11 protein-coding genes are annotated in these 12,826 nt (G+C 64.4%); 4 read left to right on the top strand and 7 right to left on the bottom strand.

From position 1 onward, the window contains the following. Positions 1-985: pyridoxal phosphate-dependent aminotransferase (locus ENZ75_RS06175; protein ID WP_245481132.1), on the top strand; the 985-nt coding region annotated here is incomplete at its 5' end. 72 nt (positions 986-1,057) lie between these two features. Here the strand turns inward: ENZ75_RS06175 and hemA are convergent. Further along, the gene (gene hemA / locus ENZ75_RS06170; protein ID WP_063170463.1) at positions 1,058-2,335 is read right to left on the bottom strand and encodes a 5-aminolevulinate synthase; all 1,278 of its coding nucleotides are present in this window, start codon (positions 2,333-2,335) and stop codon (positions 1,058-1,060) included. Between the two features lie 268 nt (positions 2,336-2,603). Between hemA and galE the strand changes: the two genes are divergently transcribed. From galE to ENZ75_RS06155, 3 genes are all read left to right on the top strand, one after another. Then, positions 2,604-3,599, top strand: coding sequence for a UDP-glucose 4-epimerase GalE (gene galE, locus ENZ75_RS06165; RefSeq protein WP_063170028.1), 996 nt, complete (start codon positions 2,604-2,606; stop codon positions 3,597-3,599). Between the two features lie 106 nt (positions 3,600-3,705). Continuing rightward, positions 3,706-4,956, top strand: a complete 1,251-nt coding sequence (locus ENZ75_RS06160) for a D-amino acid dehydrogenase (protein WP_063170029.1) — start codon at positions 3,706-3,708, stop codon at positions 4,954-4,956. Between the two features lies 1 nt (position 4,957). Then, positions 4,958-6,784: an alanine racemase gene (locus ENZ75_RS06155; protein WP_063170030.1), complete on the top strand. Its 1,827-nt coding sequence runs from the start codon at positions 4,958-4,960 to the stop codon at positions 6,782-6,784. Here ENZ75_RS06155 and ENZ75_RS06150 read toward each other — a convergent pair whose 3' ends face one another. From ENZ75_RS06150 to rhaS, 6 genes are all read right to left on the bottom strand, one after another. Next, the gene (locus ENZ75_RS06150; protein ID WP_063170031.1) at positions 6,785-8,161 is read right to left on the bottom strand and encodes an FGGY-family carbohydrate kinase; all 1,377 of its coding nucleotides are present in this window, start codon (positions 8,159-8,161) and stop codon (positions 6,785-6,787) included. It lies immediately after the preceding gene. Further along, the gene (gene rhaM / locus ENZ75_RS06145; RefSeq protein ID WP_024503130.1) at positions 8,158-8,475 is read right to left on the bottom strand and encodes an L-rhamnose mutarotase; all 318 of its coding nucleotides are present in this window, start codon (positions 8,473-8,475) and stop codon (positions 8,158-8,160) included. Before rhaM ends, ENZ75_RS06150 begins: the two co-directional genes overlap by 4 nt. Beyond that, positions 8,475-9,470 (bottom strand): ABC transporter permease, encoded by a 996-nt coding sequence (locus tag ENZ75_RS06140; protein ID WP_128277964.1) that lies wholly within the window; start codon positions 9,468-9,470, stop codon positions 8,475-8,477. The genes rhaM and ENZ75_RS06140 overlap by 1 nt, the downstream gene beginning before the upstream one ends. Beyond that, positions 9,467-10,441 (bottom strand): ABC transporter permease, encoded by a 975-nt coding sequence (locus ENZ75_RS06135; protein WP_013533601.1) that lies wholly within the window; start codon positions 10,439-10,441, stop codon positions 9,467-9,469. The genes ENZ75_RS06140 and ENZ75_RS06135 overlap by 4 nt, the downstream gene beginning before the upstream one ends. Next, positions 10,438-11,979, bottom strand: coding sequence for a sugar ABC transporter ATP-binding protein (locus ENZ75_RS06130; protein WP_063170033.1), 1,542 nt, complete (start codon positions 11,977-11,979; stop codon positions 10,438-10,440). The genes ENZ75_RS06135 and ENZ75_RS06130 overlap by 4 nt, the downstream gene beginning before the upstream one ends. 84 nt (positions 11,980-12,063) lie before the next feature. Further along, a partial coding sequence (gene rhaS / locus ENZ75_RS06125) for a rhamnose ABC transporter substrate-binding protein (protein ID WP_128277963.1) occupies positions 12,064-12,826 on the bottom strand: 763 nt, incomplete at its 5' end.

The raw sequence follows: 12,826 nt of genomic DNA, 5'->3' as shown, positions 1-12,826 counted from the left end.
ATTCTACACCTGGCAAAGGGGCATCCCCGATCTCAGGCAGGCACTCTCCCGTTACTATGCCAGGCATTTCGGCAAGAATTTCCCGGAGGAAGAATTCATCGTCACCGGCTCCGGCATGCATGCCATCCAGCTGGCGCTCGACGCGCTCGCCGGCGCCGGCGACGAGGTGGTCTACCTGTCGCCGGCCTGGCCGAATTTCGATGCCGCAGCAGGGATAGCGGGAGCCGTTCCAGTCGCGGTCACGCTCGATCATTCCGGCAATGGCTGGTCCTGCGACGTCGAGAAGATCGCCGCTTCGATCACGCCGCGCACAAAGGCGCTGTTCATCAACACGCCGTCGAATCCGACCGGCTGGACCGCCGATCACGAGACCTTGCAGGCGATCCTCGCTCTGGCGCGCGCGAAAAACCTCTGGATCATCGCCGACGAGATCTATTCACTGTTCCACTACGGCCACGGCCGCGCGCCGTCCTTCCTCGACATAGCGTCGGCGGAAGACCGTATCCTGTACGTCAACTCCTTTTCCAAGAACTGGGCGATGACCGGCTGGCGCGTCGGCTGGATCAAGACGCATCCGAGCTTGCAGCAGGTGTTCGAGAACCTGATCCAGTATTCGAGCTCCGGCGTCGCCCAGTTCATGCAGCGCGGTGCGGTCGCCGCCCTTGACGAGGGCGACGCCTTCGTCGCCGAACAGGTGGAGCGGGCGCGCAAGGCGCGCGACCTTGTCTGCGGCATCCTCGGCGCCACCGGCCGCGCTGGGTTTACGGTGCCGCAGGGCGCGTTCTATCTGTTTTTCACCGTCGAGGGCATCACCGATTCACGCACCGCTGCCTTCGACATCGTCGACAAGGCCAATGTCGGCCTGGCGCCAGGCACCGCTTTCGGCCCCGGCGGCGAGGCGTTTTTGCGGCTGTGCTTCCACCGCCGTCTCGACCAGATCGAGGAAGCGGCACACCGGCTGGCGAAGTGGATGAAGAACGCCTGAGCCGCTGACGAAGCCCGAATTGAAATCGCTCCGGCGAGCCAGATGGCCGCCGGAGTAGAGTTCCAAACGGCATCAGCCGCCTGACTTGGGCACCAGCAATGGAATGATGCGGTCGCTCTTGGCCACCGAAGGCCGACCGGCGGAGCCGTAGGGGATACCGAGCGCATCCCAGGTCTCGACCAGCGCATCCTGCAATTCGGCGATCAGCGCATCGGAATGGAACGGCGTTGGCGTGATGCGCAGCCGCTCGGTGCCGCGCGGCACGGTCGGGTAGTTGATCGGCTGGATGTAGATGCCGTGCACGCCGAGCAGGCGGTCGCTGGCCATCTTGCAGGCCTCGGGATCGCCGACCAGCAGCGGCACGATGTGCGTCGGCGAATCCATCACCGGCAGGCCGGCGGCCGACAGGATGTGTTTGGTTCTCGCGGCCTGCTGCTGCTGGGCGTCGCGCTCGGCCTGCGAGCGCTTGAGATGGCGGATCGAAGCGGCCGCGGCGGCAGCGATCGCCGGCGGCAGTGCCGTGGTGAAGATGAAGCCCGGCGCATAGGAGCGCACGGCGTCGATCACAGCGCTGGTGCCGGTGATGTAGCCGCCCAGCGTGCCGAATGCCTTGGCCAGCGTGCCTTCGATGATGTCGATGCGGTCGGCCAGGCCTTCGCGCTCGGTGATGCCGCCGCCGCGCGGCCCGTACATACCAACGGCATGGACCTCGTCGATATAGGTCATGGCGTTGTAGCGCTCGGCGAGTTCGACGATCTCTTTGATCGGCGCGATGTCGCCATCCATCGAATAGACGCTTTCGAAGACGATCAGCTTGGCACGTTCGCGCCCCGCCGCCTGCAAAAGGCTTTCCAGATGCGCCACGTCATTGTGGCGGAAGATCTTCTTTTCGGCGCCGGAACGCCGCACGCCTTCGATCATCGAGGCGTGGTTCAATTCGTCCGAGATGATCAGGCAGTTGGGCAAAAGCTTCGCGATGGTCGAGATCGAGGCCTCGTTGGAGACGAAACCGGAGGTGAAGACCAGTGCCGCTTCCTTGTCGTGCAGATCGGCAAGCTCCACCTCAAGCTCGACCAGCGGGTTCGAGGTGCCGGAAATGTTGCGGGTGCCGCCGGCGCCCGAACCCATCTTGCCAGCGGTATTCTGGAACGCGGCGATGACGTCGGGATGCTGGCCCATGCCGAGATAGTCGTTGGAGCACCAGACGGTGATTTCCTCGGCACGGCCATTGGAACGCCAGATGGCGCGCGGGAACTTGCCCGCGATCCGCTCGAGGTCGGCGAAAACGCGGTAGCGACGCTCGGCATGGAGCTGGTCGATCGCTTCCTCGAAGAACCGCTGATAGTTCATGTCGACTTCCCAATTTTTGCGCGGGATCATAATCATTGGCCCGTTGGTCGTCCACCTGGCCTTTTTGGTCAAAATGCCACGCCCCGGACCTGTTCCTAACGACCGCGGATCGTGGCCTATTCCCTTGATGTGGATGAACTTTGTTTCAGGACAATGCCACTGGCCGGCAATGCCGGTTACCAGGGGGTTCCAATGGCCATGCGGCGGGCTTTCCAGTAGAGCGGGGTTGAGACAGTTTCCGATAAATCTTGGATAAGCGAGGACGCGGATGACAGTTTTGGTGACAGGCGGCGCCGGTTACATCGGCAGCCATATGGTCTGGGAGCTGCTGGATGCCGGCGAAAGCGTGGTCGTTCTCGACCGTCTTTCCACCGGTTTCGAATGGGCAGTGGCGCCGGAGGCCAAGCTGGTCGTCGGCGATGTCGCCGACAAGGAATTGGTCGGCGCGGTCATCAGGGAGAACAAGGTCGACGCGATCATTCATTTCGCCGGCTCGATCGTGGTTCCGGAATCGGTCGCCGACCCGCTCGGCTATTATGAGAACAACACCTCGAAGACGCGCACGCTGATCGAAACCGCGGTGCGCGAAGGCGTGCCCAATTTCATCTTTTCCTCGACCGCCGCCGTCTACGGCGGCGCCGGGCTGGAGCCGGTGCGCGAGGACGCCCGCCTGGCGCCGGAATCGCCCTATGGCCTGTCCAAGCTGATGAGTGAGTGGATGCTGCGCGACGCGTCGATCGCGCATGGCCTGCGCTATACGGCGCTGCGCTACTTCAACGTCGCCGGCGCCGACCCGAAGGGCCGCACCGGCCAGTCGACGCCGGGCGCAACCCATCTGATCAAGGTCGCCTGCGAGACGGCACTCGGCAAGCGGCCGTTCATGCAGGTGTTCGGCACCGATTATCCTACGCCGGACGGCACCTGCATGCGCGACTACATCCATGTCAGCGACCTGGCGGCGGCGCATCGCCTGGCTTTGCAGCGGCTGCGCGCCGGGGGACAGAGCCTCGTCGCCAATTGCGGCTACAGCCATGGCTATTCGGTGCTGGAGGTCATCGACAGCGTGCGCCGCGCCTTTGGCCATGATTTCGAGGTGAAGATGGGTGATCGCCGCCCTGGCGACGCCGCGGCGGTTGTCGCCAATTCGGATCTCGCCCGCGCCGAGCTCGGCTGGACCCCGCAACGCGACGATCTCGACCAGATCGTCGCCGATGCGCTCGCCTGGGAGCGCATCCTGACCGGCAAGAACTCCGCGCGCGGCTGAGCCGGGTTCTCCCAAGGGCTCGCAAGCCGGGCAGTGAAGCGCTATTGAAGGCGTTCGCGGCAAGGCGCGGACGCGCGGCGCCGCGAGGAGATCTTGGGGGGATGGCATGAAAATAACGGTGCTCGGGGCCGGTGTCGTCGGTACGGCGGCCGCCTATTATCTGGCCAGCGACGGCCATGAGGTGACGGTGATCGAGCGCCATCCGGCGGCGGCACAAGGCACCAGCCAGTCCAATGCCGGCCTGGTGTCACCGGGTGACGCCACCGCCTGGGCCTCGCCGGCGGCTTTGAAGACCTTCCTGCGCGGGCTCTACAACCATGATCTCGGCATCAAGGTCAGGTTGCGCCTCGATCCCTATTTCCTCGCCTGGAGCCTGCGTTTCCTGCGCCAGTGCACGGTGGCGCGCCTGCGCGCCAACACCGACATCAAGCTCAGGCTCGCGCTCTATTCGCGCGACTGCATCAATGCGCTTTCGGAAGCGACCGGCATCCATTACGACGAGCGCAAGAAGGGCATTCTCTATTTCTTCCGCTCGCAAAAGAGCCTCGACACCGGCACCGACAATTACCGTTATCTTGCCAAGCACGGCCTGCCGATCGAAATCGTCGGCCGCGACCGGCTGGTCGAGCTGGAACCCGGCCTTGCCGGCGTCAAGGACAAGATTGCCGGCGGCGTCTATTCGCCAACCGACCAGACCGGAGATTCCAAGCAGTTTGTCGACAGGCTGGCCGCCTATGCGGCCGAGAAGCTCGGCGTCGAATTCCTGTTCGGCACGACAGTCGAAGGCCTCGACATCGAGGGCGACCGGGTGCGCGCGGTGATGACTTCGGCCGGCCCGGTCGCCGGCGATGCGGTTGTCATCTCGATGGGGCCGGAAAGCGGCCTGCTCGGGCGCCGTTACGGCATCGACCTGCCTGTCTATCCGGTAAAAGGCTATACCGCGACGATTCCCCTGGAGGACGAAAGCAGGGGACCGACCATGGGCGGCGCCGACGAGGACCGGCTGATCGGCTATTCAAGGCTGGGCAACCGCTTGCGGATGTCCTCGACGGCCGAATTCACCGGCTTCGACCGCACTTTCAAGCCCGCCGATTTCAAGACGATCATCAGCACCGGCAAGGATCTTTTCCCGGGTGCCTTCGACGAGAAGAGGGCTGTGTTCTGGGCGGGTCTGCGCCCGATGATGCCGAACTCGGTGCCGGTCATCGGCCAGGCGCGCTACAAGAATCTCTATCTCGACACCGGCCACGGCCATGTCGGCTGGACGATGGCCTGCGGTTCGGGAAAATTCCTCGCCGACCTCGTTTCGGGCCGCAAGCCGGAGATCGACCCGCAGGGGCTGGTTTACGGGGGCTAGGATGTCGGGACCGCAAGTCGCCATCGACCTTGGCCGCATCGAGCGCAACGCGCGCACCATCGTCGAGCGCTGCGCGCTGTCGGGCATAAAAGTGTTCGGCGTCACCAAGGGCACTTGCGGCATGCCGCAAGTGGCACGCGCCATGCTGCGCGGCGGTGTCGCCGGCATCGCCGAATCGCGTTTCGAGAACATCCGCCGGCTGCGCGACAGCGGCATCAACGCACCGATCATGCTGCTGCGCAGCCCGCCGATGGCGCGGGTCGAGGAGGTGGTGCGCACCGTCGACATCAGCCTGCAATCGGAACTCGCCACCATCCGCGAAGTTTCGCGCATCGCCGAGCGCATGGGCCGCGTCCACGACATCATGCTGATGATCGATCTCGGCGATCTCCGCGAAGGCATCTGGCCGAACGACCTGATCCCCACGGTTGAGCAGATCCTGCAGTTCAAGGGCGTGCGCATCGCCGGCATCGGCACCAATCTCGGCTGCTTCGGCGCCATCATGCCGACGCCGGAAAACCTTGGGCAGCTCGTCGCCCATGCCTACAAGACCGAGCGCCTGTCCGGCAAAAGCCTCGACGTGATTTCCGGCGGCGCCTCGTCGTCGCTGCCGCTGCTGCTCGAAGGCAGGCTTCCGGCCGGCATCAACAATCTGCGCGTCGGCGAGGCGATCCTGCAAGGTGGCGTCGAAACCTTCCGCGATGTGCCATGGGCCGAGCTCGAGCCCGATGCCTGCCGGCTGACCAGCGACATCATCGAGGTCAAGCTCAAGCCGTCACGGCCGATCGGCCAATCGGGCTACGACGCCTTCGGCAACCAGCCGGTCTTCCCCGACGAGGGCGATAGGCTGCGCGCCATCGCCAATATCGGCCGCGAGGACGTGCTGGTCGAGGGGCTGACGCCGATCGCCAGGGGGATCCGGGTGCTGGGCGCCTCCAGCGACCATCTGCTTTTGGATGTCGCCGATGCCGACCCGCCGCTGGCCGTCGGCGACCGCGTCGCCTTCCGCATGAGCTATGGCGCCATGCTTTTGGCGATGACCTCGGAATATGTCGAGAAGGCCCCGATGCACGATGTCGAGGATTTTTCCGGCCGCAAGATGGTGCAGATCTCCGCCGGGCCGGGGGCTGCCGGCATCCTGGCCCGGGAAGGCACCGGCGCGCGGCTGGAGGCGATGAATTTCGATGTCGTGGAACTCGCCGATGTCGAGCGGCCGCCATCGGGGCTGATCCGGCTGGCCGCCGGCACCGACCGTCGCGTCGCGCATAAGGCTCTGACCGCAACGGCGCGCGCCACGCATTCCTTCGGCCTGATCTGGATCGATTCCATCGCCGCCCTGATGCCTGAGGACGAGGACGGCATCGACCTGCCGGAAGGCTCGGTCCTGGCGCGATCGCTTGGCCTCGACCACAAGGCGGGCGCCCTGCAGCCGCAACTGTCGCCGGAGAATGTCGTCATCGTCGGCTTGCGCCACGCCGATCCGGCCGAGGCGCGGGTGCTGAAGGATTCGCGCGTCTCCGCCTTCACCATGACCGATATCGACGCCATGGGCATGCGCGACCTGATGCATGAAGCGATCCGTATCGCCACATCAGGCACGCAAGGCTTTCATGTCAGCTATTCGCCGACCGCGACCGAATTCGCCGGCTGGGCTGCGGGCTCCGGTGGGCTGACCGTGCGCGAAACACATCAGGCGATGGAGGCGATCGCGCTCTCCGGCGGCTTGCTGTCGATGGATGTTTCGGGCCTGACGGCGGATCTGGAGCCGCGGATCGGCACCGACGCGGTCAACTTCGTCATGTCTGCCTTCGGCAAACGGATTCTCTGATCAGCCCTGCACTTCCACTGCCGCCCGCCATGCGCTGACATAGTCGACCCATGCTGGGTCTATAGGCCGTTCTATTCTTTCGCCCTTGCCGTGCGTCGCCGGCCGATCGCATGCCAGCAGCGCCGCGCCGATGCTGGTGCCGGTGGCGGCCTCCGACGCAACCACGGCGCGCGCCGTGGCTGCCGCCAGCATGCCGACAAAGAGCCGGTTGCGGGCAAAGGGGCCTTCGACCGTGGTCGGGCCGTCGGCACCGATCAAGTCGAGGCAGGTCGCCGTCATCAGGGCCAGATAGAATGAGATGGCGGCAAAGCGCTGGCCTTTGTTGATGCCGTCGGCGTTGAGCCATGCCGCGGCATGGTGCGGGAACGGCCCCGAACCTTGCTGGGTCGACGGCAGCAGCAGCATCTTTCGCGCCAGCACGGCGCCGACATCATCCTCGGTCCACGGCTCCGGCTGATCCTTTGTCAGCACCGAAAACTCGCGGCCACCCATGAAGCGCGCAGAGGGAACGGGATCGCCGAGCGCGTTGACATTGACCAGCGTGTCGCGCGCCGCATCCAGCACAATCTGCTTGCCGCCGACCGCCATCGACACCACCCAGGTGCCGGTCGAGACCACCGAGAAAGGCGGTTTGTCGGACAGCAGATGCGGCAGCAGCGACGCGTTGGAATCATGCAGACCGCAGAACACCGGCGTTTGCGGATCGAGTCCGGTTCGCACCGCAACAGCGGGCAGGATCGGGCCGAGGCGGTCCCCGGCTGGCCGCACCGGCGCCGTCAGGCTTCGCCACTCCAGCCTCTCGACCAGGGATGAAAAATCCGCTGTCCACGGGTTCCACAGGTCGGTGTGGCAGCCGAGCGAGGTGACCTCGTTGGCGGCGATGCCGGTCAGGCGCAAGGCCCAGTATTGCGGGTACATCAGCAGCGCCGCGGCCCTGGCGAATTCCGCCGGGAAGCTCTTCTGCTGCCAGAAGAATTGTGCTCCGAGATTGAGGCCGAGCGGCAGGCGCGGCGTGCCGGTCTCGGCAAAAGGCGGGCGGATCGCGTCGTAATCCTCGGCCATCCCGTCGGGGCCGTCGAACTCATAGTCGAGCACCGGCAGCACCAGTTCACCCGCCGCGTCGACCAGCACGCCGGTCGCGCCATGGGTGGTGATCGAAATGGCGTCGATGCGCTGTTCGCGGTTGAGGCCGGCAAGGCTTTCGAGGATGAATGCCCACAAGGCCTCGACATCGTGATGTGGGTAAGGCGCCTGCCGCACCGGCGCATTCGCCATGCGGCGCAGCGCCACCTCGCTCAACGCAGCGAGGTCGACCAGCGCCACCTTGGCGTTGGTCTTGCCTATGTCGATGACGGCGATGTGGCGCATCGCAGTCATGCCATATGGAACATTGTTTCCAGCTTCACGGCCACCGGCTCGTTGTCCGGCCTGGTTTCCATGATGTCGGCCATGTGGGCCCACCAGCGCTGCATCACCGAATGCCCGGGCAATTCGTCCATGCGGTGGTCGTCTTGCCGCCACAGCACACCGAACAGGATATTGGTCTCCTCGTCGAGATGGATGGAATAATCGGAGACGCCGGCCTGCTTCAGCAGCGCGACCAGCGACGGCCAGATCTCGTCATGGCGCTTCTTGTACTCTGCCTTCATGCCGGGCTTCAGCTTCATCTTGAACGCGTATTTCTCGGCCATCAACGCCCTCCGCGCAGCCGCCGCCAGACGATCGGCAAGGCGATGACGATGATCAGCAGCAGGCCGATGAAGATCGACATGACGATGCCCGGCACATTGAGCAGGCCGAGCCCGAAGGTCACCAGCCCCATGATGAAGGCGGCGAGCACGACGCCCAGAATGCTGCCGGCGCCACCGAGGATGCTGACGCCGCCGAGCACCACCATGGTGATGACTTCGAGTTCATAACCCTGCGCGATCGAGGGCCGCGTCGAACCGAGGCGCGAGGTGATCAGCACCGAGGCGATGCCCGACATCAGCCCGGTCAGGCAAAACAGGATGAACTTGGTGCGGCCGACGCGCACGCCGGAAAATTGCGCAGCGACCGGATTGTTGCCGATGGCGAAGACGCGTCGGCCGAAACTCGTGCGGTGCAAGAGGAACCAGTAGACGACAGCCGCGATCAGGAACAGCACCAGCTCGAACGACACCACCCACCAGACATAGCCCTGGCCGAAGAAGGCGAAGCTTGAGGGATAGCCTTTGTAGGCCTGGTCGCCGAGGATGATGAAGGCGATGCCGCGAAACAGGCTCATCGTGCCGATGGTGACGACGATCGAGGGCAGGCCGAGCCTTGTCACCAGCAGACCGTTGAAGGCGCCGCAGCCGAGCCCGACAACGATGCCGATTGCCACCAGCACTGGCGTGCCGGCGCCGGCCTGCACCGCCATGCCCATCATGGTCGACGCCAGCGCAATGATGGCGGCCACCGACAGATCGATCTCGCCCGAGATGATCAGCAGCGCCATGGCGAAGGCGATCAGGCCCTTCTCGGTGAAATTGAAGGCCAGATCGGACAGCGAGTACGGATCGAGGAAATAGGGCGAGGCGAAGCTGTTGATGGCGAAGATGGCGACGGCCACCACGACCAGCAGCGCTTCCCAGGAAAAGATCGCCGAACGCAGCGGCTTGTCGAGCCGGTCGGGAATGTGGCGCGGGGCAGGGCTGTCGGTCACGCCTCCACCTTTCTGAGGATGATGCGGCCTTGCTGGCGCTCGCCGCGCGCATTGAGCACGACGGCCAGAATGATTGCGCTGCCCGAAATCGCCATCTGCCAGAAGGGTGAGATGTTGATGACCGGCAGCGCGTTGGAGATGATGCCGAGGAACAGCGCCCCTAATACCGCGCCGCCGACCGAGCCGATGCCGCCGGCGATCGAGATGCCGCCGATGACGCAGGCGGCGATGATGTTGAGCTCATAGCCATTGGCGACCTCGACCGAGGCGATCACGTAGCGCGAGATCCAGAGATAGCCCGACAGGCCGCCAATCATGCCGGAGATGCAGAAGACGATGAATTTCGTCCGGCCGACATCGATGCCGGCATAGACCGACGCCGTCGGGTTGACGCCGATTGCGTAGATCGAGCGGCCGAGCGCGGTGCGTGTCATCACAACGAAGAACAGCGCAATGACCAGGATGGCGATCCACGACAGCACCGGAATGCCGAGGAAGGCCGCGCGCTGGAAGCCGATGAACTCCGGGCTCATCTTGTCGGCATTGACCCAGGCACCGCCGGACAGGACGAAGGTGGCGCCGCGATAGATGGTCAGCGTGCCCAACGTCACCACGATCGAGGGGATGTTCAGCCGCCAGACCAAAAGGCCGTTGATGGCGCCGAGCACCAGGCCGACGACCAGCGCAATGACGATCAGCAGCGGGATCGGGATCGCCGGATGCGCGGCGTTCAGCATCGCCACCACCATGCCGGTGAAGCAGAGGTTGGACGCCATCGACAGGTCGATCGACCGGGTCAGGATGACCACCATCTGGCCAAGCGCCAGGATCATCAGGATCGAGGTGTCGTTGAACACCTGACGCAGATTGGCCGGATCGGCGAAGGCCGGAAAACGCGTCGAGATCAGCCCGATCAAGACGATGATGGCAGCAGCCAGCCAGATTTCGCGGTATTTGAGGAAAGCCTTCATGCCGCGATCCCCGCTGCCGTCCGAACCAGCGTCTCGGCGTCCAGCCCCTTGTTGTCGTAGACCGCCGCGACTAGCCCCTCGCGCATGACCACGACACGGTCGGACATGCCGAGGATTTCGGGCAGCTCGGACGACACCATGATCACCGACAGGCCTTGCGCCACCAACTCGGCCATGAAGCCGTGCACGGCGGCCTTCGAGCCGATGTCGATGCCCTTGGTCGGCTCGTCCAGGATGATCACCTTGGGCGACGTCGCCAGCCATTTGGCGATGACGATCTTCTGCTGGTTGCCGCCCGACAGCGTGCCGACATCCTGGCTGAGCGAAGAGGCCCTGAGGTCGAGTCGCTCGGTGTAGGAGCGGGCCAGATCGAACTCCTCCGACAGCCGCAGCAGGCCGGATTTCGACGTGCGCTTGAGCGAAGGCAGCGAGACGTTATGGAAGATCGGCAGGCCGATCACCACGCCTTGCTTGCCGCGTTCTTCCGGTACGTAGACGATGCCGGCATCGATCGAATCCGCAGCCGATTTCGGCGCGATCGTCTTGCCTTCCAGCGTGATCGTGCCGGCTGAGGTGCGGGTGATGCCCGATATCGCCTGCATCACCTCGCTGCGGCCGGCGCCGACAAGGCCGTAAAAGCCGAGGATCTCGCCCTTGTGCAGTTCGAAGCCGATATCGTTGAATTCGGTCGGATGCGACAGGCCGGAAACGGAGAGCACCGGTGCGCCGATCTCGGCCTTGCGCTGCGGGAAGATGTGATCGACCGCGCGGCCGACCATCAGGCGCACGATCTGGCTCTGGCCGGCATCCTTGATCAGGCCTTCGCCGACCATCTCGCCATCGCGGAACACCGTGTAGCGGTCGGCGATGCGGTAGATCTCGTCGAACTTGTGGCTGATGAACAGGATCGCCTTGCCATCGCTCTTGAGGAATTCGATCAGCAAAAAGAGCTCCTCGATCTCCTTCATGGAAAGCGCGGCGGTCGGCTCGTCCATGATGACGATCTGCGCGTCGATCGACATGGCACGCGCAACCGCGACCAGATGCTTGTTGGCGATGCCGAGGTCCTTCAGCCGCGCGTCGGCGTCGATATGGCCGGCATGCATGGTGTCCAGCACTTCGCGCGCATTCTTGCGCATCGTGCGCCAGTCGATGGTGCCGAAACGCGTGCGTGGCGCGTGGCCGAGAAAGATGTTTTCGGCGACGCTCAGATCGTCGAACAGCACGGTTTCCTGGTGGATGGCGGTGACGCCATGGCCGAAGGCGGCATGCGCGCTGGGCAGGGTGACGGCGTGGCCGTCTATGCTGATCGTGCCCCCGTCGGGCTGGTAGATGCCGGTCATGATCTTGACCAGCGTCGACTTGCCGGCGCCGTTCTCGCCGATCAGCGCTGTCACCTGGCCCGGATAGAGCGACAGGCTGACATTGTGCAACGCGCGCACGCCGGGAAAGCTCTTGGAGATGCCGGACAGCGTCAGGCGTGGAGCCGGGGCCGGAGGCCGCTCCTTCACCGCGCCGTGTTGGGCTGTCGTGTCCATAGTCGTATCAAGCCCTGAAACAAGGTTCGTTTAAAGCCGCGGCGGGACGTGAGCCCCGCCGCGTCAGCTCTAGAGAACTCCAGATCAATAGATCTTGGAAAACTTTTCGATGTTCGACTTGTCGAACTGGAAGGGCGGAGCCATTGCAGCCGAGTTGGTGTCGTCGAGCGTGACCTTGCCGACGCGGCCGATCGACAGCGTGGCGCCGGGCTTGGCCTCTTCCTTCTTCACCGCCAGATCATGGGCGAGGTAGACGGCCGAGTAGCCGAGGTCGATCGGGTTCCACAGGGCAACCGCCTGGCTGGAACCGTTGTCGATGAACTTCTTGAACTCGGACGGCAGTGCGAGACCAGTGACATTGACCTTGCCGATCAGGTTCTCGTCGGTGACGACCTGGGCGGCGGCAACGACGCCGACGGTGGTCGGCGCGATGATCGCCTTCAGGTTCGGATAGGACTTCAACAGGCCCTTGGCTTCGTCGGTGCTCTTGGCCGAATCGTCATCGCCGTAGACGGTGGCGACGAGTTTGATCTTGGGGAACTTCTCCGGCAGGATCTTCTTGGCCGCGTCGATCCAGGCGTTCTGGTTGGTCGCGGTCGAGGAGGCCGACAGGATGGCGACCTCGCCGCCTTCCGGCAGGTGGTCGGCGGCGAGCTTGATGATGGTCTCGCCGATCAGGCCGGTGTCGGACGGGTTGAGGTGAAGCTGGCGACCTTCCTTGGCGACGCCCGAATCCCACGAGATGACGGTGATGCCGCGTTCCATGGCCTTCTTCAGCACCGGCACCAGAGCGTCGGCGTCATTGGCCGAAATGGCGATGGCGTTGACCTTCTGCGCGATCAGCGAA

The sequence above is a fragment of the Mesorhizobium sp. M7A.F.Ca.CA.002.04.1.1 genome, from assembly GCF_004022805.1.
Taxonomy (GTDB): Bacteria; Pseudomonadota; Alphaproteobacteria; order Rhizobiales; family Rhizobiaceae; genus Mesorhizobium; species Mesorhizobium ciceri.
The sequence above is the reverse complement of the archived record's forward strand: the minus strand, read 5'-3'. Positions and strand labels throughout refer to the sequence as shown.